At 60.9% G+C, this 23,667-nt stretch carries 24 protein-coding genes; 18 read left to right on the forward strand and 6 right to left on the reverse strand.

The window, feature by feature from the left end; genetic code table 11:
* Positions 1–99 precede the first annotated feature (99 nt).
* Both J4D25_RS05965 and J4D25_RS05970 read left to right on the forward strand, forming a co-directional pair.
* On the forward strand, positions 100–891 hold the full coding sequence (locus tag J4D25_RS05965; RefSeq protein ID WP_057715665.1) for a CPBP family intramembrane glutamic endopeptidase: 792 nt from the start codon (positions 100–102) through the stop codon (positions 889–891).
* A 105-nt stretch (positions 892–996) separates the two neighbouring features.
* Positions 997–2,562: a PAS domain-containing methyl-accepting chemotaxis protein gene (locus J4D25_RS05970; protein WP_057715666.1), complete on the forward strand. Its 1,566-nt coding sequence runs from the start codon at positions 997–999 to the stop codon at positions 2,560–2,562.
* A 188-nt stretch (positions 2,563–2,750) separates the two neighbouring features.
* Here J4D25_RS05970 and J4D25_RS05975 read toward each other — a convergent pair whose 3' ends face one another.
* On the reverse strand, positions 2,751–3,428 hold the full coding sequence (locus tag J4D25_RS05975) for an alpha/beta family hydrolase (RefSeq protein ID WP_057715667.1): 678 nt from the start codon (positions 3,426–3,428) through the stop codon (positions 2,751–2,753).
* A 94-nt stretch (positions 3,429–3,522) separates the two neighbouring features.
* On the opposite strand from J4D25_RS05975, the gene ccoN (J4D25_RS05980) reads away from it, so the two are divergent.
* The 8 genes from ccoN (J4D25_RS05980) to ccoP (J4D25_RS06015) all read left to right on the forward strand — a co-directional run bounded on the left by ccoN (J4D25_RS05980) (position 3,523) and on the right by ccoP (J4D25_RS06015) (position 10,430).
* Positions 3,523–4,947: a cytochrome-c oxidase, cbb3-type subunit I gene (gene ccoN / locus J4D25_RS05980; RefSeq protein ID WP_057715668.1), complete on the forward strand. Its 1,425-nt coding sequence runs from the start codon at positions 3,523–3,525 to the stop codon at positions 4,945–4,947.
* A gap of 10 nt (positions 4,948–4,957) precedes the next feature.
* On the forward strand, positions 4,958–5,566 hold the full coding sequence (ccoO, locus tag J4D25_RS05985) for a cytochrome-c oxidase, cbb3-type subunit II (RefSeq protein ID WP_057715669.1): 609 nt from the start codon (positions 4,958–4,960) through the stop codon (positions 5,564–5,566).
* 3 nt (positions 5,567–5,569) lie between these two features.
* Entirely contained in the window at positions 5,570–5,782 is a 213-nt protein-coding gene (locus J4D25_RS05990; protein WP_057715670.1) for a cbb3-type cytochrome c oxidase subunit 3, read from the forward strand.
* The gene (gene ccoP / locus J4D25_RS05995) at positions 5,779–6,732 is read left to right on the forward strand and encodes a cytochrome-c oxidase, cbb3-type subunit III (RefSeq protein WP_057715671.1); all 954 of its coding nucleotides are present in this window, start codon (positions 5,779–5,781) and stop codon (positions 6,730–6,732) included. Before J4D25_RS05990 ends, ccoP (J4D25_RS05995) begins: the two co-directional genes overlap by 4 nt.
* 482 nt (positions 6,733–7,214) lie before the next feature.
* Positions 7,215–8,657 carry a cytochrome-c oxidase, cbb3-type subunit I gene (gene ccoN, locus J4D25_RS06000; RefSeq protein WP_008050393.1) on the forward strand — a complete coding sequence of 481 codons (1,443 nt, stop codon included), beginning with the start codon at positions 7,215–7,217 and terminating at the stop codon, positions 8,655–8,657.
* Positions 8,657–9,265 (forward strand): cytochrome-c oxidase, cbb3-type subunit II, encoded by a 609-nt coding sequence (ccoO, locus tag J4D25_RS06005; protein ID WP_009042961.1) that lies wholly within the window; start codon positions 8,657–8,659, stop codon positions 9,263–9,265. The genes ccoN (J4D25_RS06000) and ccoO (J4D25_RS06005) overlap by 1 nt, the downstream gene beginning before the upstream one ends.
* A gap of 5 nt (positions 9,266–9,270) precedes the next feature.
* Positions 9,271–9,456, forward strand: a complete 186-nt coding sequence (locus tag J4D25_RS06010) for a CcoQ/FixQ family Cbb3-type cytochrome c oxidase assembly chaperone (RefSeq protein ID WP_003175465.1) — start codon at positions 9,271–9,273, stop codon at positions 9,454–9,456.
* A complete protein-coding gene (gene ccoP / locus J4D25_RS06015; RefSeq protein WP_057715672.1) occupies positions 9,453–10,430 on the forward strand; it encodes a cytochrome-c oxidase, cbb3-type subunit III in 978 nt (325 codons plus the stop codon). The genes J4D25_RS06010 and ccoP (J4D25_RS06015) overlap by 4 nt, the downstream gene beginning before the upstream one ends.
* Positions 10,431–10,671: 241 nt before the next feature.
* Here the strand turns inward: ccoP (J4D25_RS06015) and J4D25_RS06020 are convergent, their stop codons facing one another.
* Positions 10,672–10,890, reverse strand: a complete 219-nt coding sequence (locus tag J4D25_RS06020) for a hypothetical protein (RefSeq protein WP_131726882.1) — start codon at positions 10,888–10,890, stop codon at positions 10,672–10,674.
* 417 nt (positions 10,891–11,307) lie between these two features.
* On the opposite strand from J4D25_RS06020, the gene ccoG reads away from it, so the two are divergent.
* From ccoG to J4D25_RS06060, 8 genes are all read left to right on the forward strand, one after another.
* Positions 11,308–12,723 (forward strand): cytochrome c oxidase accessory protein CcoG, encoded by a 1,416-nt coding sequence (gene ccoG / locus J4D25_RS06025; protein ID WP_057715674.1) that lies wholly within the window; start codon positions 11,308–11,310, stop codon positions 12,721–12,723.
* A gap of 11 nt (positions 12,724–12,734) precedes the next feature.
* Entirely contained in the window at positions 12,735–13,274 is a 540-nt protein-coding gene (locus J4D25_RS06030; RefSeq protein WP_057715675.1) for a FixH family protein, read from the forward strand.
* A 119-nt stretch (positions 13,275–13,393) separates the two neighbouring features.
* Entirely contained in the window at positions 13,394–15,847 is a 2,454-nt protein-coding gene (locus tag J4D25_RS06035; RefSeq protein WP_057715676.1) for a heavy metal translocating P-type ATPase, read from the forward strand.
* Positions 15,848–15,869: 22 nt separating this feature from the next.
* The gene (gene ccoS / locus J4D25_RS06040) at positions 15,870–16,088 is read left to right on the forward strand and encodes a cbb3-type cytochrome oxidase assembly protein CcoS (RefSeq protein ID WP_056721958.1); all 219 of its coding nucleotides are present in this window, start codon (positions 15,870–15,872) and stop codon (positions 16,086–16,088) included.
* The gene (locus J4D25_RS06045; RefSeq protein WP_057715677.1) at positions 16,081–16,764 is read left to right on the forward strand and encodes a sulfite exporter TauE/SafE family protein; all 684 of its coding nucleotides are present in this window, start codon (positions 16,081–16,083) and stop codon (positions 16,762–16,764) included. Before ccoS ends, J4D25_RS06045 begins: the two co-directional genes overlap by 8 nt.
* Positions 16,765–17,001: 237 nt before the next feature.
* A complete protein-coding gene (hemN, locus tag J4D25_RS06050; protein ID WP_057716644.1) occupies positions 17,002–18,384 on the forward strand; it encodes an oxygen-independent coproporphyrinogen III oxidase in 1,383 nt (460 codons plus the stop codon).
* Between the two features lie 90 nt (positions 18,385–18,474).
* On the forward strand, positions 18,475–19,209 hold the full coding sequence (fnr, locus tag J4D25_RS06055; RefSeq protein WP_046041331.1) for a fumarate/nitrate reduction transcriptional regulator Fnr: 735 nt from the start codon (positions 18,475–18,477) through the stop codon (positions 19,207–19,209).
* Positions 19,210–19,289: 80 nt separating this feature from the next.
* Entirely contained in the window at positions 19,290–19,838 is a 549-nt protein-coding gene (locus tag J4D25_RS06060; protein WP_008057870.1) for an adenine phosphoribosyltransferase, read from the forward strand.
* A gap of 139 nt (positions 19,839–19,977) precedes the next feature.
* Here J4D25_RS06060 and J4D25_RS06065 read toward each other — a convergent pair whose 3' ends face one another.
* The 4 genes from J4D25_RS06065 to J4D25_RS06080 all read right to left on the reverse strand — a co-directional run bounded on the left by J4D25_RS06065 (position 19,978) and on the right by J4D25_RS06080 (position 23,664).
* Positions 19,978–21,126 (reverse strand): acyl-CoA dehydrogenase family protein, encoded by a 1,149-nt coding sequence (locus tag J4D25_RS06065; protein WP_057715678.1) that lies wholly within the window; start codon positions 21,124–21,126, stop codon positions 19,978–19,980.
* A 208-nt stretch (positions 21,127–21,334) separates the two neighbouring features.
* The gene (recR, locus tag J4D25_RS06070) at positions 21,335–21,937 is read right to left on the reverse strand and encodes a recombination mediator RecR (protein ID WP_057715679.1); all 603 of its coding nucleotides are present in this window, start codon (positions 21,935–21,937) and stop codon (positions 21,335–21,337) included.
* A 79-nt stretch (positions 21,938–22,016) separates the two neighbouring features.
* Positions 22,017–23,048 carry an NADP-dependent oxidoreductase gene (locus tag J4D25_RS06075; RefSeq protein ID WP_057715680.1) on the reverse strand — a complete coding sequence of 344 codons (1,032 nt, stop codon included), beginning with the start codon at positions 23,046–23,048 and terminating at the stop codon, positions 22,017–22,019.
* Between the two features lie 277 nt (positions 23,049–23,325).
* A complete protein-coding gene (locus J4D25_RS06080; protein ID WP_007971455.1) occupies positions 23,326–23,664 on the reverse strand; it encodes a YbaB/EbfC family nucleoid-associated protein in 339 nt (112 codons plus the stop codon).
* Between the last annotated feature and the right edge of the window lie 3 nt (positions 23,665–23,667).

The raw sequence follows: 23,667 nt of genomic DNA on the forward strand, positions 1-23,667 counted from the left end.
CATTCAACATTGTTGCCGACAGTCGGTAAGCTATCGCGAGCAAGCTCGGTCCCACAGGGGTTTGGCGGTGCATCGCAAATCCCGACAAAAGGACTTCAAATGATTGCCCTGCCATGGACGCTTCTGGCCCTGCTTTCCTTCGGCTACGGCCTGGCGCTGACCTACGGCCATCTCGGCTGGCTCTCGGCAATCTCGGTGTTCCTGTTGCTGGTCGCAGGTGTCGCCGTCCGCCAACGCGACATCCCTTTTGCCCGCAACCTCGGCCACGGCCTGTTCATCGTCCTGGCCCTGGCATTGGCGACGCATTGGCTACCCGGCTTCTATAACGGTCGCGCCATCGACCCCCAGCGTTTTACCGACAATGCCGTGTCATTCGCCATGCACCTGAACCTGGACAAACCGCTGATCGGCTTCTGGCTGCTACTGGTTTGCCCGTGGATTGTCGGCCGCCGTTCGCTTCGGTTGTCACTGTATGACACCGTACTGGCCCTGGCCTTGAGCGCCATGCTGGCATTGGGTGGCGCGCTGTTGCTGGGCGTAATCGCCTGGGCGCCGAAATGGCCGGATCAAGCCTGGCTGTGGTTGCTGAACAATCTGCTGCTGGTGACGCTGGTCGAGGAGGCGCTGTTCCGTGGCTACATCCAGGGCGGCCTGACCCGGTATCTCAAAGACCGGCCCTACGGTGAACACCTCGCCCTGCTGCTGGCGTCATTGGTCTTCGGCCTGGCCCATGCCGGCGCGGGATGGCAGTGGGTATTGCTGGCAACGCTGGCCGGGGTCGGCTATGGCCTGGCCTATCGGTTCGGGGGGCTGGGTGCCGCCATCGCCAGCCACTTTGGCCTGAACCTGCTGCACTTCGGTCTGTTCACCTATCCGATGCTCGCCGGCTGACGCAAGGGTCATTTTGCGACGCATTGCCGATTATCGAAAAATAATCTCAACAATCCGCCAGCCTTGCCGATACAGCACTTGAAAGCCTTGCGGATTAAAAAAGCCATGCGTAACAACCAGCCAATTACACAACGCGAGCGGACCTTCCCGGCTCAGCAACGGTTGATTTCCACCACCGATGCCAAGGGCATGATCACCTACTGTAACGACGCTTTCGTCGAGATCAGCGGGTTTTCCCGAGAGGAATTGATCCGTGCACCGCACAACCTGGTCCGTCACCCCGACGTCCCGGCGGCGGTGTTCGCACACATGTGGGACACGCTGAAACAAGGCTTGCCATGGATGGGCATTGTCAAGAATCGCTGCAAGACCGGTGATCATTACTGGGTGAACGCCTATGTGACACCGATCTTCGAAGGCAATCAGGTGATCGGTTATGAGTCGGTGCGGGTCAAGCCCACCGCCGAACAGATCCGCCGTGCCGAAGCGCTCTACCAGCGCATCAACCAGGGCAAGTCAGCCATTCCCTCCTCGGATAAATGGTTGCCGATCCTGCAGGACTGGCTGCCGTTCATTCTGGTCAGCCAATTGAGCTTCATGATCGGTGCCTCGTTGAACTCCCACTGGGGGTTTGCCCTGGCTGCCGGTCTTTCGGTGCCACTGGGCCTGATGGGCCTCCAGTGGCAACAACGAGGCCTCAAGCGTTTGCTGCGCCTGGCCGAGCAGACCACCTCCGATCCGTTGATCGCACAGATGTACACCGACAGTCGCGGCGCCCAGGCGCGTCTGGAAATGTCCATCCTCAGTCAGGAAGCACGCCTGAAAACCTGCCTGACGCGTCTGCAGGACACGGCCGAACACCTGACCGTTCAGGCCCGACAGTCCGACGCCCTGGCGCACAACAGCTCCAGCGGCCTGGAACGTCAACGGGTCGAGACCGAGCAAGTGGCCACCGCGGTCAACCAGATGGCCGCGACCACCCAGGAAGTCGCCAGCCACGTGCAACGCACCGCCGACGCCACCCAGGAAGCCAACCGCCTGACCGGTCGTGGTCGTGACATCGCCGGGGAAACCCGCGAAGCCATCCAGCGCCTGTCGGTAGTCGTCGGTGAAACCGGCGTGACCGTGACCCAACTGGCCAAGGACAGCAACGAAATCGGTGGCGTGGTCGACGTGATCAAAGGCATCGCCGACCAGACCAACCTGCTGGCCCTGAACGCCGCCATCGAAGCGGCCCGTGCCGGCGAAATGGGTCGCGGATTTGCGGTGGTGGCCGACGAAGTCCGTCAGCTGGCGCAACGCACCAGCGAGTCCACCGGGCAGATTCACGCACTGATCGCCAAGCTCCAGCACACCGCCGGCACCGCCGTGCAAACCATGGAAGCCGGGCATCGTCAGGCGGAAGAAGGCGTGGCGCGGGTACTGGAAGCGGACCAGGCCCTGGTGGGGATCAGCGAAGCGGTGGCCAATATCACCGACATGACCACCCAGATCGCCGCCGCGACCGAAGAGCAAAGTGCCGTGGCCGAAGAAATCAGTCGCAACATCAGCAACATTTCGGAACTGGCGGACCAGACCTCGGAACAGGCACAGAACTCGGCGTTGCTGAGTGAAGAGCTGACCAAGACTGCCAATACACAGTATTCGTTGGTGGAGCGGTTTAACCGCTGATTGCTACTGGAATGATAAAAACCCGGACAGTGAGAGCTTCCGGGTTTTTTATTGAGCCGGTGAAAGTGATGTTGTCTGGTAGTCCCTCATCGCGAGCAAGCTCGCTCCCACAGGGTTTTGAGCCACACCACAAATCACTGTGGGAGCGAGCTTGCTCGCGATGGGGGCCTCACAGCCTGCACAAAACCTCACTGAAGGAATGAAGCCACCTTCTGCGCCGCAGCCGCCAAATGCTGCTCATGGCTAAACCCCGAAGCCTTCAGCGGCTTCAAGTCATGATCCCCCGCCACCAGCCAGAACACCTCGATACCCGGCGATAGCGCATAACCCTCGACCGCTTCCCGGTTGCCCAACGCATCGCGCTCACCTTGCACGATCAAGGTCCGCGTCTTCAGCGCCACCAAATGCTCGACCCGTGGCTTCTCCGGTTTGCCCACCGCATAGAACGGATAACCCAGGCACACCAGCCCATCCGCGCCCAACTCATCCGCCAGCAGACTGGCCATGCGCCCGCCCATGGACTTGCCGCCGATGGCCAGCGGCCCAGTGACATGGCGTCGCACCTGGGCATACACCTCACGCCAGCATTCCAGCAGTTTCGGCGCGGGGTTCGGCGGACGTCTACCGCCATCGAGGCGCCGTTGCGCCATGTAGGGAAACTCGAAGCGCAACACGTTGACGCCTTGAGCGGCGAGGCGTGCAGCCATGTCGCTCATCCAGTCGCTGTCCATCGGTGCGCCGGCGCCATGGGCGAGGATCAGCGTCGCCGCAGCCTTGCCAGCGGCAGCATTCCACAACCATCCATGATCCCGCACGCACTGCGCCCATTGATCCCCGTCAATACCGGCCTTGTGCCCTTTGTCCATGCTTGCCTCGCTTTTAGTCTGCCTATAACTCCGGCCGAAGGGTGCACTGCCTTGCGCTGCGCGCTCACTTCGGCTGAACCGTGGATGGGGAACCATGAACACTTCTATCAGTACCGCCTACAACTACAAGGTGGTCCGCCAATTCGCCATTATGACGGTGGTGTGGGGCATCGTCGGCATGGGGCTCGGGGTTTTTCTCGCTGCCCAGTTGGTCTGGCCCGAACTCAACTTCAATTTGCCGTGGACCAGCTTCGGCCGCCTGCGCCCACTGCACACCAACGCCGTGATCTTCGCCTTTGGCGGCTGCGCGTTGTTTGCCAGTTCGTTCTATTCGGTGCAACGCACCTGCCAGACCCGGTTGTTTGCGCCGAAAATCGCCGCGTTCTGTTTCTGGGGCTGGCAGCTGGTGATCCTGCTGGCGGCCATCAGCCTGCCGCTGGGCTACACCAGCTCCAAGGAATACGCCGAGCTGGAATGGCCGATCGACATCCTGATCACCATTGTCTGGGTCGCCTACGCCATCGTGTTCTTCGGCACGATCATGCAGCGCAAGACCAAGCACATCTATGTCGGTAACTGGTTCTTCGGTGCGTTCATCGTCACCGTGGCGATCCTGCACATCGTCAACAACATGGAACTGCCGGTCAGCTTCACCAAGTCCTACTCGCTGTACTCCGGTGCCACCGATGCGATGGTGCAATGGTGGTACGGGCACAACGCCGTAGGCTTCTTCCTCACCGCCGGTTTCCTCGGAATGATGTATTACTTCGTGCCGAAACAGGCCGAACGTCCGGTGTACTCCTATCGTTTGTCCATCGTGCACTTCTGGGCACTGATCACCCTTTACATCTGGGCCGGTCCGCACCACTTGCACTACACGGCGCTGCCGGACTGGGCGCAGTCGCTGGGCATGGTGATGTCGCTGATCCTGCTGGCGCCGAGCTGGGGCGGGATGATCAACGGCATGATGACCCTTTCGGGTGCCTGGCATAAGTTGCGCAGCGACCCCGTCCTGCGCTTCCTCGTGGTGTCGCTGGCGTTCTACGGCATGTCGACCTTCGAAGGGCCGATGATGGCGATCAAGACGGTCAACGCCCTCTCCCACTACACCGACTGGACCATCGGCCACGTACACGCAGGCGCCTTGGGCTGGGTGGCGATGATCTCCATCGGCGCGCTGTACCACATGATCCCGAAAGTCTTCGGCCGCGAGCAGATGCACAGCATCGGCCTGATCAACGCGCACTTCTGGCTCGCCACCATCGGCACCGTTCTGTACATCGCCTCGATGTGGGTCAACGGCATCGCCCAGGGCCTGATGTGGCGTGCGGTGAACGAGGACGGCACGCTGACCTACTCCTTCGTCGAAACCCTGGTGGCCAGCCACCCAGGCTTCGTCGTGCGGCTGGTGGGTGGCGCGATCTTCCTCAGCGGCATGTTCCTGATGGCCTACAACACCTGGCGCACCGTGCGGGCCTCGCAGCCTGCCGAAGTCGCCGCTGCCGCGCAGATGGCCTGAGGAGTCCGCCATGAAACACGAAACTATCGAGAAAAACGTCGGCCTGTTGCTGCTGCTGATGATCCTGGCCGTGAGCATCGGCGGCCTGACCCAGATCGTCCCGCTGTTCTTTCAGGACGTGACCAACAAACCGGTGGAAGGCATGAAGCCCTACACCGCGCTGCAACTGGAAGGTCGCGATATCTATATCCGCGAAGGCTGTGTCGGCTGTCACTCGCAGATGATCCGTCCGTTCCGTGCCGAGACCGAACGCTACGGGCACTACTCGGTGGCTGGCGAAAGCGTGTGGGATCACCCGTTCCTGTGGGGCTCGAAACGCACCGGGCCGGACTTGGCCCGTGTCGGTGCGCGCTACTCCGATGACTGGCACCGCGCGCACTTGTACAACCCGCGCAACGTCGTGCCGGAGTCGAAGATGCCGGCGTACCCGTGGCTGGTGGCCAACCCGGTCGACAGCAGTCATACCGAAACCAAGATCAAGGCCATGCGTACCCTGGGCGTGCCGTACACCGACGAAGACATCACCGGCGCCGTCGCTTCACTCAAGGGCAAGAGCGAAATGGATGCATTGGTCGCCTACCTGCAAGTGCTCGGCACTGCCATCAAGAGCAAGAGGTGAGCCATGCCCCTGTCTTTTACAGAGATCGAATTGAGCACTGGAATGATCCGCGGCCTGGGCACCGTCGTGGTGTTCGTGGCCTTCGTCGGCCTGACACTGTGGGTATTCAACGGCAAGCGCAGCCCGGAATTCGCCGAAGCGCGCCTGCTGCCGTTCGCCGACGAGCCACAACCCGACATCACTGACGAATCAGCAACAAGGAGTACCCGGCCATGACCACCTTCTGGAGTACGTGGATCTGCGTACTGACCATCGGCAGCCTGATCGGCCTGACCTGGTTGCTGCTCAGCACCCGCAAGGGCGAAACCAAGGGCAGTGTCGACCAGACCATGGGCCACAGCTTCGACGGTATTGAGGAGTACGACAATCCGTTGCCGCAATGGTGGTTCATGCTGTTCGTTGGCACCTTGGTGTTTGCCGTCGGCTATCTGATCCTCTATCCGGGCCTGGGCAACTGGAAAGGCATCCTCCCCGGCTACGAAAACGGCTGGACCGGGGTGCACGAATGGGAAAAGGAAATGGCCAAGGCGGACACGAAGTTCGGGCCGATCTTCGCCAAATTCGCGGCAATGCCCGTGGAAGAAGTGGCCAAGGACCCGCAGGCTCTGAAAATGGGCGGCCGCCTGTTTGCCTCCAACTGCTCGGTGTGCCACGGCTCGGACGCCAAGGGTGCATTCGGCTTTCCCAACCTGACCGACAGCGACTGGCGCTGGGGCGGCAACCCGGAAACCATCAAGACCACCGTCATGGGCGGCCGGATGGCGATGATGCCGGCCTGGGGTGAAGTCCTGGGGGAGGAAGGTGTGAAAAACGTCGCCGCTTATGTGCGCCATGATCTGGCCGGCCTGCCGTTGCCCGCCGACAGCAAAGCCGACCTGCAAGCCGGACAGCAAGCCTTCAGCACCACCTGCGTCGCCTGTCACGGAGCCAACGGCCAGGGCACTGAAGCCATGGGCGCACCGAACCTGACCCACCCGGCCGGCTTCATTTACGGTACAAGCCTGACGCAGCTTGAACAGACGATCCGGCATGGTCGCCAAGGCCATATGCCGGCGCAGAACGAACTGCTCGGCAACGATAAGGTGCAGTTGCTGGCTGCGTATGTGTACAGCCTGTCACACGGTTTGAATACCGAGCGCCTGCAGGCTGAAGACAACCGCAAATAAATTTCGACCGCTCTGCTGCCGCATTCTCCCGGATGCGGCAGTTCCCTGCCCCTTTGCGACCCATTGTCGCACCCTCGCACAGACTTTCTTTCGGAACCCCGGATTCGAGTCTAAGCTTCCCCCGATGCGGACTGGCCGGTGCCGGTTCCAGGTCGACCCTGAACGATGTGTTCGACGAATCTGCCCGATGACAGGCCGCAAAGGCTGGTAGATACCGGCTGTCGCGCCAGTTGCCTTCGGTCAGCCAAACGTTGCGTTTGAACACACCGCGTTACATCCGACCTGACCCCCTCGCCTGATCAGTCCGCCGGGACGTTTTGCCCACGGGCAATTTTGTCCCTACGCGGTGCATGGAAAGGCCGCAGAATCAGCTTTTGAAAGCATTGACCCAGGTCATGGCGCGTTGCAATGACCCCCTGCTTTCTCCATACTTGCGGCCGATTTTTAATCCTAATAAAACACCCAAACCGTGGAACCTTAGAATGAGCACAGCAATCAGTCCGACTGCTTATAACTATAAGGTAGTCCGCCAGTTCGCCATCATGACGGTGGTCTGGGGGATCCTTGGCATGGGGCTTGGTGTCTTCATCGCCTCGCAACTGGTCTGGCCGGAGTTGAACTTCGGTCTGGCATGGACGAGCTTTGGACGCCTGCGCCCGTTGCACACCAACCTGGTGATTTTCGCCTTCGGTGGATGTGCACTGTTTGCCACTTCTTATTACGTCGTGCAGCGAACCTGCCAAACGCGACTGATTTCCGACAGCCTCGCCGCCTTCACCTTCTGGGGATGGCAAGCGGTGATCGTCGGCGCGATCATTACCTTGCCGATGGGTTTCACCACCACCAAGGAATACGCGGAACTGGAATGGCCCCTGGCTATTCTGCTGGCCATTGTCTGGGTCACCTACGGTCTGGTGTTCTTCGGCACCATCGTCAAGCGCAAGACCAAGCACATCTATGTGGGTAACTGGTTCTACGGCGCGTTCATCGTCGTGACCGCGATGCTGCACATCGTCAACCACATGTCGCTGCCGGTCAGCCTGTTCAAGTCCTACTCGGCCTACTCGGGTGCGACGGACGCGATGATCCAGTGGTGGTACGGCCACAACGCCGTGGGCTTCTTCCTGACCACCGGCTTCCTGGGCATGATGTACTACTTCGTGCCGAAACAGGCCGAACGTCCGATCTACTCCTATCGCCTGTCGATCGTGCACTTCTGGGCGCTGATCACCCTGTACATCTGGGCCGGTCCGCACCACCTGCACTACACCGCGCTGCCGGACTGGGCTCAGTCCCTGGGCATGGCGATGTCGATCATCCTGCTGGCGCCAAGCTGGGGCGGCATGATCAACGGCATGATGACCCTGTCGGGCGCCTGGCATAAGCTGCGCACCGACCCGATCCTGCGCTTCCTGGTCGTCTCCCTGGCGTTCTACGGCATGTCGACTTTCGAAGGCCCGATGATGGCCATCAAGACCGTCAACTCCCTGTCGCACTACACCGACTGGACCATCGGCCACGTACACGCCGGCGCTCTGGGCTGGGTTGCGATGATCTCGATCGGCGCCATCTACCACATGATCCCGAAACTGTTCGGTCGTGCGCAGATGCACAGCACCGGCCTGATCAACACCCACTTCTGGCTCGCGACCATCGGTACCGTGCTCTACATCGCCTCGATGTGGGTCAACGGCATCACCCAGGGCCTGATGTGGCGTGCAATCAACGATGACGGCACCCTCACCTACTCGTTCGTCGAAGCGCTGCAAGCCAGCCACCCGGGCTTCATCGTCCGTGCCCTGGGCGGCGCGTTCTTCGCCACCGGCATGTTGTTCATGGCCTACAACGTATTCCGCACCGTACGCGCCTCGAACCCGGCTGAAGCCAAAGCCGCCGAACAGATTGCCGTAGTTGGAGCTCACTGATGAAGCATGAAGCAGTCGAGAAGAATATTGGCCTGCTGGCCTTCTTCATGGTCATCGCCGTCAGCATCGGCGGCCTGACCCAGATCGTTCCGCTGTTTTTCCAGGATGTCACCAACAAGCCGGTCGAGGGCATGAAGCCCCGCACCGCCCTTGAACTGGAAGGCCGGGACGTTTATATCGCCAACGGTTGTGTCGGCTGCCACTCGCAGATGATCCGCCCGTTCCGTGCTGAAACCGAACGCTATGGCCACTACTCGGTCGCCGGTGAAAGCGTCTGGGACCACCCGTTCCTGTGGGGTTCCAAGCGTACCGGTCCGGACCTGGCCCGCGTCGGCGGTCGTTACTCCGATGACTGGCAGCGTGCGCACTTGTACAACCCGCGCAACGTGGTGCCTGAGTCGAAAATGCCAGCCTACCCGTTCCTCGTGGAAAACAAGCTCGACGGCAAAGACACCGCCAAGAAAATGGAAGTCTTGCGCACGCTCGGCGTCCCTTACACCGACGAAGACATCGCCGGCGCCAAGGATGCTGTGAAGGGCAAAACCGAAATGGACGCGCTGGTGGCCTATCTGCAAGGCCTGGGCACCATCATCAAAAGCAAACGGTGATCTAAATGGATATCGGGATGATTCGTGGCCTGGGCACCGTCGTTGTGATGGTGGCCTTCATCGGTCTGGCGCTGTGGGTATTCAGCCCCAAGCGCAAGTCTGAGTTTGAAGACGCGACCTTGCTGCCTTTTGCGGATGATCCCGAAGCCATCAAGCACGTCGAGCAAGCTTCTAGGAGTAACAAAGAATGACTACATTCTGGAGTCTGTACGTCACAGTCCTCAGTCTCGGTACGATCTTTTCCCTGACCTGGCTGTTGCTGTCGACCCGCAAGGGCCAGCGCAGCGAGCAGACAGACGAGACCGTCGGGCACTCCTTCGATGGCATCGAGGAGTACGACAACCCGCTGCCGAAATGGTGGTTCATGCTGTTCGTGGGCACCATCATCTTCGCACTGGGTTACCTGGTGCTGTATCCGGGCCTGGGTAACTGGAAAGGCCTGCTGCCGGGTTATGGCTACCTCGACAACGAGAAGCAGACCCCGTTCGCCAACGGCCAGACCGGCTGGACCGGCGTTCACGAGTGGGAAAAGGAAATGGCCAGGTCGGACGCCAAGTTCGGTCCGATCTTCGCCAAGTTCGCGGCCATGCCAATCGAAGAAGTGGCCAAGGACCCGCAAGCCCTGAAGATGGGCGGCCGCCTGTTCGCCTCCAACTGCTCGGTTTGCCACGGTTCCGACGCCAAGGGCGCCTACGGCTTCCCTAACCTGACCGACGCCGACTGGCGCTGGGGCGGCGACGCGCAAGCCATCAAGACCACCATCATGGGCGGCCGTCACGCGGTGATGCCTGCGTGGGCTGAAGTGATCGGCGAGCAAGGCGTGGCCGACGTGGCCGCGTTTATCCTGACCAACCTCGATGGCCGCAAGCTGCCGGAAGGCGCCAAGGCCGACCCGGCTGCCGGGCAGAAACTGTTCGCCACCAACTGCGTGGCGTGCCACGGTCCGGAAGGCAAGGGTACGCCAGCGATGGGCGCACCTGACCTGACTCACCCGGCAGCGTTCATCTACGGCTCGAGCTTCGCTCAACTGCAGCAGACCATCCGTTACGGCCGTCAGGGCCAGATGCCTGCACAAGAGGCAATGCAGGGTAACGACAAGGTTCACCTGCTGGCCGCTTACGTCTACAGCCTGTCTCACGGTGAGAAGGCAGCGGACGCCGAGTAAGGCAAACGCTTGAAGCAACAAAAAACGGCCCCGCCAATGTGAATTGGCGGGGCCGTTTTCATTTCAAGTCTACGCACGCTTATTTGCGCATAGTTCCATGGACTTGCTGGCGAGTCATCCGGGTTATTATTTTTCACGCACTCTTCGATCAACCAATGTAAAACGGCTTCGCCATTTTTAGTTGGCGAAACCGTTTTAGACGCTCATGAACACACTTCGCATTCATGCGTATTGGTTGTAATCAAGGAAGGTTACCGCCACCCAGACTGTCCAGACCACCAGTCCCTTTCTTGTTGCCTGAAGAGCGATTTTCCTGAACTTTTTTCGCCGTCGGCGCCACCATATCCACAGTCGTGGCTGGTGCCGGAATCGTGCAATCTGTACCAGGCTCATGAGCTTCGACAGTGACTGGTCCAACAGACTGAGTTGCCCAGGTGCAATCTTTATCATTAATAGACATTTTTACTTATCCTTAAGTAGATTTTTAAATATACGACACGCAATACCACAATCAAATCTTATTGCTGCCGCAGTGACAACTTATTAAAACAAGAACCAAACATCCATCGACCAACAATCACAAAGTATGACCAAAGTTAAAAACATATTCTTTATACAGCAGACTTTTGATATCTCTTTCCACCCAGGCACCCGTCGACGCTCGACGGAGAAAAAAGATAAATCGTCTATAGTCAATTGACCTGCATCATGTTTTGTTACATCTGCTACACCATTCATGATTTTTCCCCAACGCGACCAAAGGTCGCACCCGCAGGCTAGAGCGACAGGCGTATCATTGCGCCACTGCAACACCCCTTTTTGACCGCGGTCGGCACGTACTGACCGAGGCATTTTTCCACTGCCGTGGGATGCAATGATGAGCAACCAGATTCCGGTACACGACGTCACTCCACCCACCAAGAACGCGAACAACAGCGTCGACCTCTACGCCTCCAGGGAAAAAATCTACACCCGCGCCTTCACCGGCCTGTTTCGCAACCTGCGGATGACCGGCGGAGCCCTGTTGTTCCTGCTGTATTTCGGCACGGTGTGGCTGGACTGGGGCGGTCATCAGGCCGTGTGGTGGAACCTGCCGGAGCGCAAGTTCTTCATTTTCGGCGCCACCTTCTGGCCTCAGGATTTCATTCTGCTGTCCGGCATGTTGATCATCGCCGCCTTCGGCCTGTTCTTCATCACCGTGTACGCCGGACGGGTCTGGTGCGGCTATACCTGCCCGCAAAGTGTCTGGACCTGGATTTTCATGTGGTGCGAAAAAGTCACCGAAGGTGACCGCAACCAACGCATCAAGCTCGACAAGGCGCCAATGAGCGCCAACAAGTTCGTGCGCAAGCTCAGCAAACACAGCTTGTGGCTGTTGATCGGCTTCGTTACCGGCATGACCTTCGTCGGCTACTTCTCGCCGATCCGCGAACTGGTATTCGAATTTTTCACCGGCCAGGCGGATGGCTGGTCGTACTTCTGGGTCGGTTTCTTCACCCTCGCCACTTACGGCAACGCCGGCTGGTTGCGCGAACAGGTGTGCATCTACATGTGCCCGTACGCACGCTTCCAGAGCGTGATGTTCGACAAGGACACCCTGATCGTTTCCTACGATCCGCGCCGTGGCGAAGGCCGTGGACCGCGTAAAAAAGGTATCGACTACAAGGCCCAGGGCCTGGGTGACTGCATCGACTGCACCATGTGCGTCCAGGTCTGCCCGACGGGCATCGACATCCGCGACGGCCTGCAAATCGAATGCATCGGTTGCGCCGCCTGCATCGATGCCTGCGACGCCATCATGGACAAGATGGACTACCCTCGCGGACTGATCAGCTACACCACCGAGCACAACCTGTCCGGACAGAAAACCCATAAACTGCGCCCGCGCCTGATTGGCTATGCCATTGTGCTGCTGGCGATGATCAGCCTGCTGGTAACGGCATTCTTCATGCGTGCGCTGGTGGGTTTCGATGTCAGCAAGGACCGCGTGCTGTACCGCGAGAACGCCGAAGGCCGGATCGAAAACGTCTACAGCCTGAAAATCATGAACAAGGACCAGCGCGACCATACCTACCTGCTCGAAGCATCCGGCCTGCCGGATCTCAAATTGCAGGGTCGACGCGAGATCAAGGTCGCGGCCGGCGAGATCGTCAGCCAGCCTGCTGAGCTGTCCGTTGCACCGGAAAAACTGCCGTCGAGCACCAACGAGGTGAAATTCATCCTCAAGGACGCCGATGACGACAGCGTCCACATTGAAGCCAAGAGCCGGTTCATCGGCCCACAGAATCGTTGAGAGAACTGAACATGCCCGCAGCAAATGCCGCAAGCCCCTGGTACAAGCACCTCTGGCCGTGGATCATCATCGGGATCCTGGCCTGCTCGGTGGCCCTGACCTTGTCCATGGTGACCATCGCGGTGAACAACCCGGACAACCTGGTCAACGACAACTACTACGAGGCCGGCAAAGGCATCAACCGCTCCCTCGACCGTGAGCTGCTGGCCCAGACCCTGAAAATGCGCGCCAGCGTTCATCTCGACGGCATGACTGGCGAGGTTGACCTGCGCCTGAGCGGCGACAGCCAGCCCAAGACCCTGGAGCTGAACCTGATCTCGCCGACCCAGCCGGAAAAGGATCGCAAGATCACCCTGACCCGCAGCGAAACCGAACAGGGCCGCTACATCGGCCAGTTGAGCGACAAGATCGAAGGCCGGCGTTTTGTCGAGTTGCTTGGCACTCAGGACGAGCACATCTGGCGCATGTTCGAAGAGGAACCGGTCAGCCATGACAAGGATCTGTTGCTGGGTGACGAACCGCTGCAAGGTGCTGAAGACCTGAAGAAGTAAAAGCGCGCTTCGCGCATCGCGAGCAAGCTCGCTCCCACAGTTGATTCCTGTGGGAGCGAGCTTGCTCGCGATGAGGCCCTATCCGACGATAGAGATTCAGCAGTACTAGTGAATACTCCATGACCACCACCCCACTCCCCTGCTACCACTGCGCCCTGCCCGTCCCGGCCGGCAGCCGCTTCACCGCTGCGGTCTTGGGGCAAACCCGCGAATTCTGCTGCCCGGGTTGCCAGGCCGTGGCCGAGGCCATTGTCGCCGGTGGCCTGGAAAACTATTACCAGCACCGCAGCGAAGCCTCGGCCAACCCTGAAGCGCTGCCGGTGCAACTGGTGGATGAACTGGCACTGTACGACCGCGCCGATGTGCAGCAGCCCTTTGTCCGCCACGATGGCGAACTGGCCGAAACCACACTGCTGATGGAAGGCATCAGTTGCGCGGCCTGCGGCTGGCTGATCGAAAAACACCTGCGCACCTTGCCGGCCGTAGCCGAAGCGCGCCTGAACCTGTCCAACCATCGCCTGCACGTACGCTGGGCCGATGGGCAGTTGCCGCTGAGCCAGGTCCTCAGCGAACTGCGTCACATCGGGTACGCCGCACACCCGTATCAGGCCGACCGGGCCAGCGAACAACTGGCCAGCGAAAACCGCCTGGCCCTGCGCCAGCTCGGCGTGGCCGGTCTGCTGTGGTTCCAGGCGATGATGGCAACCATGGCCACCTGGCCTGAATTCAACATCGACCTCAGCCCCGAACTGCACACCATCCTGCGCTGGGTCGCGCTGTTCCTCACCACCCCGATTGTGTTCTACAGCTGCGCGCCGTTCTTCAAAGGCGCCATGCGCGATCTGCGCACCCGCCACCTGACCATGGACGTTTCGGTGTCGCTGGCCATCGGCAGTGCCTACATCGCCGGGATCTGGACGTCCATCACCGGGGTCGGCGAACTGTATTTCGATGCCGTCGGCATGTTTGCCCTGTTCCTGCTGGCCGGGCGTTATCTGGAGCGGCGCGCCCGCGAACGCACCGCCGCCGCCACCGCGCAGCTTGTGAATCTATTGCCCGCCTCGTGCCTGCGATTGACAGCCGACGGCCAGAGCGAACGCATTCTGCTCAGTGAACTGCGTGTCGGCGATCAGGTGCTGGTTCATCCGGGCGCCATTCTCCCGGCTGACGGCAAGATCCTCGACGGCCAGTCGAGTGTCGACGAGTCGCTGCTGACCGGCGAATACCTGCCGCAACCACGCACCCTCGGCGACGCGGTCACCGCCGGCACAATGAACGTCGAAGGCGCACTGACCGTCGAGGTCCAGGCCCTGGGCCAGGACACTCGCCTCTCGGCCATCGTTCGCCTGCTCGATCGTGCCCAGGCGGAAAAACCGCGCCTGGCCGAAATCGCCGACCGCGCCGCGCAATGGTTCCTGCTGTTGTCGCTGATCGCTGCCGCCGCGATTGGCCTGTTGTGGTGGCAGTTGGATGCCTCGCGAGCCTTCTGGATCGTGCTGGCGATGCTGGTGGCGACGTGTCCGTGCGCCTTGTCGCTGGCGACGCCGACCGCGCTCACCGCCGCCACCGGCACACTGCACAAACTCGGTCTGTTGCTGACCCGCGGCCATGTGCTGGAAGGCCTGAACCAGATCGACACGGTGATTTTCGACAAGACCGGCACCCTCACCGAAGGACGCCTGGCGCTGCGCTCGATCCGCCCCCTCGGCGCGCTCGACAGCCATCAATGCCTGAGCCTCGCTGCCGCCCTGGAAAACCGCTCCGAACATCCGATCGCCCGCGCTTTCGGTCGTGCGCCGATGGCTGCCGAAGAAGTCCACAGCACACCGGGCCTTGGCCTGGAGGGGCTGGTTGATGGGCGGCGTCTGCGTATCGGCCAACCGCGTTTTGTCTGCGAACTCAGCGGCGCCATGGTGCCATCGATGCCCGAAGAACCCGGCCAATGGCTGCTACTCGGCGACACCGACGGGCCGCTGGCCTGGCTCGTCCTCGATGATCGCTTGCGTGCCGATGCGCCCGCGCTGCTCGCCGCGTGCAAGGCCCGTGGCTGGCGCACGCTGCTGCTGTCCGGCGACAGCTCGCCGATGGTCGCCAGCGTGGCCGCGGAACTGGGTATCGATGAAGCCCGCGGCGGCTTGCGTCCGGACGATAAACTGCAGGTCCTGCAACAACTCCACAAGGAAGGCCGCAAGGTGTTGATGCTCGGTGACGGGGTCAATGACGTGCCGGTGCTGGCGGCTGCGGATATCAGCGTCGCCATGGGCTCGGCCACCGACCTGGCAAAAACCAGTGCCGACGCCGTGCTGCTGTCCAACCGCCTCGACGCGCTGGTGCAAGCCTTCAGCCTGGCGCGGCGCACCCGTCGGGTCATTATCGAGAACCTTCTGTGGGCCGGGTTGTACAATGGCCTCATGTTGCCCTTCGCCGCCCTCGGCTGGATCACTCCGGTATGGGCTGCGGTGGGCATGTCGATCAGTTCGTTGACCGTGGTGTTGAACGCGCTGCGCCTGACTCGCATGCCGAGCGCGCCCGCCCCCGGCACCACGCCAGAAACCCGCCCGCTGCCGGCCTGAGCCGCGCGGGCATGGAGTCCAGATGCCAGCTCTTTACGTGATGATTCCCGCTGCGCTGCTGATCGTGGCCATCGCCGTCTATATCTTCTTCTGGGCGGTGGACAGCGGTCAGTACGACGACCTGGACGGCCCGGCCCACAGCATCCTGTTCGACGACCAGGACCCGAACCACACCGCCGCCGTCGACGAGGCCAGCGGCCAACCGGCCAAAACGGACGACAAGGCCCCGCCCCATGCTTGAATTGACGCCACTGCTGGTGTCTGCGGTGATCCTCGGCTTGCTCGGCGGCGGCCATTGCCTGGGCATGTGCGGCGGCTTGATGGGCGCGCTGACCCTGGCGATTCCCAATGAGCAACGCAGCCGCCGCTTTCGTCTGCTGCTGGCCTATAACCTGGGCCGGATTCTGAGCTATGCCTGTGCCGGACTGCTGATCGGCCTGGCCGGATGGGCCGTGGCCAGCAGCCCGGCGGCGATGTTCCTGCGCATCCTCGCCGGCTTGCTGCTGATTGCCATGGGCCTGTACCTGGCCGGCTGGTGGAGCGGCCTGACCCGTATCGAAAGCCTCGGTCGAGGCCTGTGGCGGCACATCCAGCCAGTCGCCAATCGGTTACTGCCGGTGTCGAACGTTCCGCGTGCGCTGCTGTTGGGCGCGCTCTGGGGCTGGCTGCCGTGCGGCCTGGTCTACAGCACCTTGCTATGGTCGGCCAGCCAGGGCAACGCGCTGGACAGCGCATTGTTGATGCTCGCGTTCGGGCTCGGCACCTGGCCGGTGTTGCTGGCGACAGGCCTTGCCGCCGAGCGCATCACCGCACTGTTGCGCAAGCGCAGCGTGCGGATGGCCGGCGGGATGCTGGTGATGCTGTTTGGCATCTGGACCTTGCCGGGGCCGCATCAGCATTGGTTGATGGGGCACTAACATTGTGGCGAGGGGGCTTGCCCCCGTTCGGCGGCGAAGCCGTCGTAAACCCGGCAACTCCTTTCGCACTGACTCACCGCATTCTCTGATTTTGGGGCTGCTTCGCAGCCCAACGGGGGCAAGCCCCCTCGCCACAAATGAGCTTCAAACGCCCACTTGATGCAAATCAAGATGCCCCACCCCGCCCTCGCATAAAGTGGCTGACACTGCCAGCCTATCCGGGGGAATGCCCGCATGATGCTCGACGCCATTCGTTGGGACACCGATCTGATCCGCCGTTATGACCTGGCGGGACCACGCTACACCTCGTACCCGACCGCCGTGCAATTCAACAGCCAGGTCGGCACCTTCGACCTGTTTCATGCCCTGCGCGACAGCCGCAAGGCCCAACGCCCGTTGTCGCTGTACGTGCACGTGCCGTTCTGCGCGAACATTTGCTATTACTGCGCCTGCAACAAGGTCATCACCAAGGATCGCGGCCGGGCGCAACCGTACTTGCAGCGTCTGGAGCAGGAAATCCAGTTGATCGCCTGCCACCTCGACCCTACGCAGAAAGTCGAGCAACTGCACTTCGGTGGCGGCACACCGACCTTTCTCAGCCACGACGAACTGCGCCAGTTGATGGCGCATTTGCGCAAACACTTCAATTTGCTGGACGACGACTCCGGCGACTACGGCATCGAGATCGACCCGCGCGAGGCCGACTGGTCGACCATGGGCCTGCTGCGGGAACTGGGTTTCAATCGGGTCAGCATCGGCCTGCAAGACCTCGACCCGGCCGTGCAACGTGCAGTCAATCGCCTGCAAAGCCTGGAAGAAACCCGCGCGGTGATCGATGCCGCCCGCACCTTGCAGTTTCGCTCGATCAATATCGACCTGATCTACGGCCTGCCGAGACAGACACCGGAGAATTTCGCCCGCACCGTGGAAGAGGTCATCCGCCTGCAACCGGACAGACTATCGGTGTTCAACTACGCCCACCTGCCAGAACGCTTCATGCCGCAGCGGCGCATCAACAGCGATGAACTGCCGACACCGGCGCAGAAACTGGAAATGCTGCAGCGCACCATCGAGCAACTGATCAGCGCCGGCTACCGCTACATCGGCATGGACCACTTCGCCCTGCCCGACGATGAGCTGGCGATTGCCCAGGAAGAATCGACCCTGCAACGCAATTTCCAGGGCTACACCACCCACGGTCATTGCGATCTGATTGGCCTCGGCGTGTCGGCGATCAGCCAGATCGGCGACCTGTACTGCCAGAACAGCAGCGACCTTAACCAGTACCAGAACGCGCTCGCATCCATGCAACTGGCCACCAGCCGCGGCCTGCTGTGCAATGCCGATGACCGGCTGCGGCGTGCGGTCATCCAGCAATTGATCTGCAATTTCAGTCTCGAATACGCTGCCATCGAGCAGGCCTTCAACATCGATTTCCAAGGCTACTTCGGCGAACTCTGGCCTCAACTGCAGGACATGGCCAAAGACGGGCTGATCGAACTCGATCGCGACAGGATCACCATCCTGCCCGCCGGGCGACTGTTGGTGCGCTCGGTGTGCATGGTGTTCGACGCGTACCTGGAACAACACAGTCGCCAGCGATTTTCACGGGTAATCTAATTCTGCAAGCTAGCACCCCAGACTGGCCTCGATATCCTATGGTGAGTTACCCTTACGTCTTATGTGTGAATTCCCACAAGGATTGAAGAAATGTCCGAGCCAGTAAAACTGCGCGCTCATAATCAAGCCCATTGCAAGGATTGCAGCCTGGCCCCTCTTTGCCTGCCACTTTCGCTGAATCTGGAAGACATGGATGCGCTGGACGAAATCGTCAAACGTGGCCGGCCGCTGAAAAAAGGCGAATTTCTGTTCCGTCAGGGCGATACCTTCGATTCTGTCTACGCGGTCCGTTCTGGCGCCCTCAAGACCTTCAGCCTGAGCGACACCGGTGAAGAACAGCTCACCGGCTTCCACCTGCCCAGCGAACTGGTCGGCCTGTCGGGCATGGACACAGAAAAGCACCCTGTGTCGGCACAAGCCCTGGAAACCACCTCGGTGTGTGAAATTCCTTTCGAGCGTCTCGACGAACTGGCCCTGCAATTGCCGCAGTTGCGCCGTCAGCTGATGCGGGTGATGAGTCGCGAAATCCGTGACGACCAGCAGATGATGCTGCTGTTGTCGAAAAAGACCGCCGACGAACGCATCGCCACCTTCCTGGTCAACCTTTCGGCACGTTTCCGCGCCCGGGGTTTTTCCGCCAATCAGTTCCGCCTGAGCATGTCGCGTAACGAAATCGGCAACTACCTGGGCCTGGCGGTGGAAACCGTATCCCGCGTCTTTACCCGCTTCCAGCAAAACGAGCTGATTGCGGCAGAAGGCAAGGAAATCCGGATTATCGACCCGATCCAGCTGTGCGCCCTGGCCGGTGGCTCACTGGAAGGCTGAAACAAAACGTTGCGGCTGAGCGAAACGGGTCAGCCGCCGTTATACTGCGTCGTTTGCAGCCCTGCCAGGACACCACGACGATGGTCTTCGACTCCTTCGACATCAAATCCCTCATCCGCCCTGTCATCGACTTCCCGAAACCGGGTGTGATCTTTCGCGACATCACCCCGCTGTTCCAGTCGCCCACGGCCCTGCGCCTGGTGATGGACAGCTTCGCCCACCGTTATGTCGAGGCTGACTTCACCCACATCGGCGCGATGGACGCCCGTGGCTTCCTGATCGGTTCGGTACTGGCCTATCAGTTGAACAAGCCGCTGGTGCTGTTCCGCAAGCAAGGCAAGCTGCCAGCCGACGTGCTGGCCGAGGGCTATGCGACCGAATACGGCGAAGCCTTCCTGGAAGTGCACGCCGACAGCCTATGCGAGGGGGATTCGGTGGTGATGTTCGATGACCTGATCGCCACCGGCGGCACCCTGATTGCCGCCGCCAACCTGATCCGCCGCATGGGCGCCCGGGTGCATGAAGCGGCGGCGATCATCGATCTGCCGGAGCTAGGTGGCTCGCAGCGTCTGGAAGACATGGGCATTCCTACGTTCTGCCTGACGCAGTTTGCGTTGAGCGACAAGTAAGCGGCGCCGGTCAGACCGCCATCGCGAGCAAGCTCGCTCCCACATTCGACCGCGTTCTGTCAGAAAGAATGCAATCCACTGTGGGAGCGAGCTTGCTCGCGATGGCGTCAGCGGCAACACCACTAAATTCAAGATCGGCTCAAAGCCCCATCTGCTTGCTGATGATCTCGTTCATCACTTCCCGCGTCCCGCCGCCAATCGACAGGATGCGGTTATCGCGGTACAGCCGCTCCACCAGGCTCTCGCGCATGTAACCCAGCCCACCGAGTATCTGCACCGCATCGTTCACGATCCGGTCCGCAGTATCCGTCGCAAAATTCTTGGCCATGGAAATCTCCTTGATCACACTCTGCCCCGCCGCCATTTTCGCGGCCTGGCGGTATGTGAACTCCCGGGACACCTCCAGCGCGGTCGCCATCTCGGCGAGGCGATGCTTGATCACCTGAAACTTGCCGATCGGTTTGCCAAAGGCTTCGCGCTCGAGCGCCCATTTCAGGCTCTCTTCCAGCGCCAGCTGTGCGGTCATGTTGGCCATCAATGCTAGGGCCAGGCGTTCGCTCTGGAAGTTGCCCATGATGCAAGCAAAGCCCATGTTCTCGGCGCCGATCAGGTTTCCTGCGGGCACTGGGCAATCATCGAAGAACAGTTCAGCGGTGTCTGACGCCCACCAGCCCATTTTCTTCAGCTGCCGTCCTACGGTGAATCCCGGTGTGCCCTTCTCGATCAGTAACAGGCTGATGCCACCGAAACCCGGTTCGCCCGTTCGCACTGCGACGGTATAGAAATCCGCGCGCACGCCGCTGGTGATAAAGGTCTTGCTGCCACTGACCCGGTAAAAGTCACCGTCGCGCACGGCACGGGTTTGCAGGTTGGCGACGTCGGAACCGCCGCCGGGCTCGGTGATGGCCAGGGCGCTGATCTTCTCTCCCGACAGCACCTGGGGCAGCACTCGGTCCCGCACTTCGGGTCGGGCCCACTTGAGGATGGGCGGCAAGCCGATATCCAGCGACCCCAGGCCGGCAACCAACCCGCCTGAGCCACAACGCATCAACTCTTCACTGGCGGCAACCTTTGCGAACAGATCCCCTTCGTGGCTGCCTCCGTAGGCCTCCGGGTACCCGATGCCGAGAATCCCCGCCGCGCCGGCCTTGAGGTAGAGCTCGCGAGGAAAGCTTTCGGCTTCTTCCCACTGCGAGATGTCAGGAAGAATCTCGCGCTCGACGAAACGTCTGACGCTGTCGCGGACCAATTGGTGGCTGGGGTCGAAGTATTCCTGAAAGGCAGACATCGGCGAGCTCCACTGAAGGGGTCAGTGAAGTTAACCGAGCGCTTGCTTGGTTTTCAACAGGATTGTGTCATTCAGACGGACCGCGCCGCCTGCATCGCGAGCAAGCTCGCTCCCACAGGGGTTCTGCGGTGCACACAAAACCAATGTGGGAGCGAGCTTGCTCCGGGCGGCGATCCGACGATGGCGTCAGCATGGACGCCACATGAACTCAGAGCGAAATCGGCTTACGCCCGGCAAACGAATGCGCCAGCGTCCCGCCATCCACCAGCTCCAGCTCGCCACCCAGCGGTACGCCATGGGCGATGCGCGAGGCGATCAGGCCTTTGCTGCTGAGCAATTGGGCGATGTAGTGCGCCGTGGCTTCACCTTCCACGGTCGGGTTGGTGGCCAGAATGACTTCGGTGAAGGTGCCGGCCTCTTCGATCCGTGCCATCAACTGCGGAATGCCGATGGCTTCCGGCCCCAAGCCGTCGAGCGGCGACAGATGGCCCTTGAGCACGAAATAGCGCCCGCGAAAACCGGTCTGCTCCACCGCATAGACGTCCATCGGCCCTTCCACCACGCAGAGCAAGGTGTCGTCGCGACGGGTATCGGCGCATTGCGGGCACAGATCATCTTCCGTCAGCGTACGGCACAAGCGGCAGTGACCGACCCCTTCCATGGCCTGGCTCAGGGCCAGCGCCAGGCGCGAGCCGCCGCTGCGGTCACGCTCGAGCAACTGCAACGCCATGCGCTGGGCGGTTTTCTGACCCACGCCTGGCAGAATTCGCAGGGCGTCGATCAGTTGGCGAATCAAAGGGCTGAAGCTCATGGTGGAAAAGTCCGACAAAACAACGAGACGCGGTTTATACCCGCGCCTCGGTTGAGCGTCAAATTGCAGCGTGAATTACTCAGTCCCGGGAAACCCGAACCACCAGCTTGCCGAAGTTGCGCCCTTCCAGCAGGCCGATAAACGCATCAGGCGCCTGTTCCAGGCCATCGACCACGTCTTCGCGGAACTTCACCTTGCCATCGCGCACCCAGGGCGCCATGGCACTGAGGAATTCCGGCTGGCGATCACCATAGTCATCGAACACGATGAAGCCCTGGATGCGCACTCGCTTGGTCAACAGGGTGCGCTGCAACAGTGGCAGATGATCCGGGCCGCTCGGCGCCTCATGGGCGTTATAGGACGCGATCAAGCCACACAGCGGAATCCGTGCCTTGGGGTTGAGCAATGGCACCACGGCGTCGAATACCTTGCCGCCGACGTTTTCATAATAGATGTCGATGCCCTTGGGACAGGCTTGCGCCAGTTCGTCGGCAAAGTCCGGGCTCTTGTGGTCGATGCAGGCGTCGAAGCCCAACTCGTCGACCACATAACGGCACTTTTCCGCACCGCCCGCTACACCGACCACGCGCAGCCCCTTGATCTTCGCCACCTGGCCGACCACCGAGCCCACCGCCCCGGACGCCGCTGCGACCACCAGGGTTTCGCCGGCCTTCGGCTGGCCGATGTCCATCAGCCCCATGTAAGCGGTCATACCCGGCATACCCAGTACCCCGAGAGCCATCGAAGGGCTTGGCAGCGCGGGAATCGGAATGATGCTGCGACCGTCATTGATGCTGTGGCTTTGCCAACCGGTGGCACCGACCACCAGATCACCTTCCTGAAACTTCGGATTGAGCGAGCGCTCGACCCGGCTGACAGCGCCCCCGGTCATGACTTCGCCGATTTCCACCGGTGCGGCGTAGGACGGTGCGTCACTCATGCGCCCGCGCATGTAGGGATCCAGCGACAGGAAAACGGTCTTGAGCAGCACCTGACCGTCGGCCAGGTCCGGTAGCGCCACCCGCTCCATACGGAAGTTTTCCGGCGTTGGCGCGCCCACCGGGCGAGAAGCCAGGACAATGCGTTGATTGAGGGTCATGGGGTCGGACATGGCAGCGTCTCCTGTGATCGATGAGGTTCAGTGATGTAGGGAGCAGACCTTTGTGGCGGTATGGCGTTCGATGTTTATTCAGCAAGACCGAGGCGAATTCTTCGCGGGCAAGTCGGATCGCCGCACCGCCGCTCCCACATTTGGAATGCACCCCCCCTGTGGGAGCGAGCTTGCTCGCGATGACGGCATTCCAGACACTACATCTCCAATGCCGAAAACAAAAATGCCAGGCGCTATGCCTGGCATTTTTGTAACTCATCTGCCGCCTGAAGGCGAATCAGAATGGCAGTTTCATGCCCGGCGGCAGTTGCATGCCGGCAGTCATGCTGCCCATTTTGTCCTGGCTGTTGGCTTCGATCTTGCGCACGGCATCGTTGACCGCGGATGCGATGACCGCTTCCAGCATTTCCTTGTCGTCTTCGCTCATGCCTTCGACCAGGCTTGGGTCGATGGTCACGCTCTTGACGTCATGACGACCGGTCATCACCACGGTGACCATATCGCCACCGGCCTTACCGGTGACTTCGGCGTTGGCCAGTTCTTCCTGCATCTTGGCCATTTTTTCCTGCATCTGCTGCGCCTGCTTCATCAGGCCGGCCATGCCACCTTTCATCATGGT

Source organism: Pseudomonas sp. GW456-L13 (assembly GCF_017350115.1).
Taxonomy (GTDB): Bacteria; Pseudomonadota; Gammaproteobacteria; order Pseudomonadales; family Pseudomonadaceae; genus Aquipseudomonas; species Aquipseudomonas jessenii.

Excerpts from the sequence above, each read along its gene's own strand:
- J4D25_RS05965 (WP_057715665.1), top strand. The coding sequence starts at position 100 with ATGATTGCCCTGCCATGGACGCTTCTGGCCCTGCTTTCCTTCGGCTAC.
- J4D25_RS05970 (WP_057715666.1), top strand. The coding sequence starts at position 997 with ATGCGTAACAACCAGCCAATTACACAACGCGAGCGGACCTTCCCGGCT.
- J4D25_RS05975 (WP_057715667.1), bottom strand. The coding sequence starts at position 3,428 with ATGGACAAAGGGCACAAGGCCGGTATTGACGGGGATCAATGGGCGCAG.
- ccoN (WP_057715668.1), top strand. The coding sequence starts at position 3,523 with ATGAACACTTCTATCAGTACCGCCTACAACTACAAGGTGGTCCGCCAA.
- ccoO (WP_057715669.1), top strand. The coding sequence starts at position 4,958 with ATGAAACACGAAACTATCGAGAAAAACGTCGGCCTGTTGCTGCTGCTG.
- J4D25_RS05990 (WP_057715670.1), top strand. The coding sequence starts at position 5,570 with ATGCCCCTGTCTTTTACAGAGATCGAATTGAGCACTGGAATGATCCGC.
- ccoP (WP_057715671.1), top strand. The coding sequence starts at position 5,779 with ATGACCACCTTCTGGAGTACGTGGATCTGCGTACTGACCATCGGCAGC.
- ccoN (WP_008050393.1), top strand. The coding sequence starts at position 7,215 with ATGAGCACAGCAATCAGTCCGACTGCTTATAACTATAAGGTAGTCCGC.
- ccoO (WP_009042961.1), top strand. The coding sequence starts at position 8,657 with ATGAAGCATGAAGCAGTCGAGAAGAATATTGGCCTGCTGGCCTTCTTC.
- J4D25_RS06010 (WP_003175465.1), top strand. The coding sequence starts at position 9,271 with ATGGATATCGGGATGATTCGTGGCCTGGGCACCGTCGTTGTGATGGTG.
- ccoP (WP_057715672.1), top strand. The coding sequence starts at position 9,453 with ATGACTACATTCTGGAGTCTGTACGTCACAGTCCTCAGTCTCGGTACG.
- J4D25_RS06020 (WP_131726882.1), bottom strand. The coding sequence starts at position 10,890 with ATGTCTATTAATGATAAAGATTGCACCTGGGCAACTCAGTCTGTTGGA.
- ccoG (WP_057715674.1), top strand. The coding sequence starts at position 11,308 with ATGAGCAACCAGATTCCGGTACACGACGTCACTCCACCCACCAAGAAC.
- J4D25_RS06030 (WP_057715675.1), top strand. The coding sequence starts at position 12,735 with ATGCCCGCAGCAAATGCCGCAAGCCCCTGGTACAAGCACCTCTGGCCG.
- J4D25_RS06035 (WP_057715676.1), top strand. The coding sequence starts at position 13,394 with ATGACCACCACCCCACTCCCCTGCTACCACTGCGCCCTGCCCGTCCCG.
- ccoS (WP_056721958.1), top strand. The coding sequence starts at position 15,870 with ATGCCAGCTCTTTACGTGATGATTCCCGCTGCGCTGCTGATCGTGGCC.
- J4D25_RS06045 (WP_057715677.1), top strand. The coding sequence starts at position 16,081 with ATGCTTGAATTGACGCCACTGCTGGTGTCTGCGGTGATCCTCGGCTTG.
- hemN (WP_057716644.1), top strand. The coding sequence starts at position 17,002 with ATGCTCGACGCCATTCGTTGGGACACCGATCTGATCCGCCGTTATGAC.
- fnr (WP_046041331.1), top strand. The coding sequence starts at position 18,475 with ATGTCCGAGCCAGTAAAACTGCGCGCTCATAATCAAGCCCATTGCAAG.
- J4D25_RS06060 (WP_008057870.1), top strand. The coding sequence starts at position 19,290 with ATGGTCTTCGACTCCTTCGACATCAAATCCCTCATCCGCCCTGTCATC.
- J4D25_RS06065 (WP_057715678.1), bottom strand. The coding sequence starts at position 21,126 with ATGTCTGCCTTTCAGGAATACTTCGACCCCAGCCACCAATTGGTCCGC.
- recR (WP_057715679.1), bottom strand. The coding sequence starts at position 21,937 with ATGAGCTTCAGCCCTTTGATTCGCCAACTGATCGACGCCCTGCGAATT.
- J4D25_RS06075 (WP_057715680.1), bottom strand. The coding sequence starts at position 23,048 with ATGTCCGACCCCATGACCCTCAATCAACGCATTGTCCTGGCTTCTCGC.
- J4D25_RS06080 (WP_007971455.1), bottom strand. The coding sequence starts at position 23,664 with ATGATGAAAGGTGGCATGGCCGGCCTGATGAAGCAGGCGCAGCAGATG.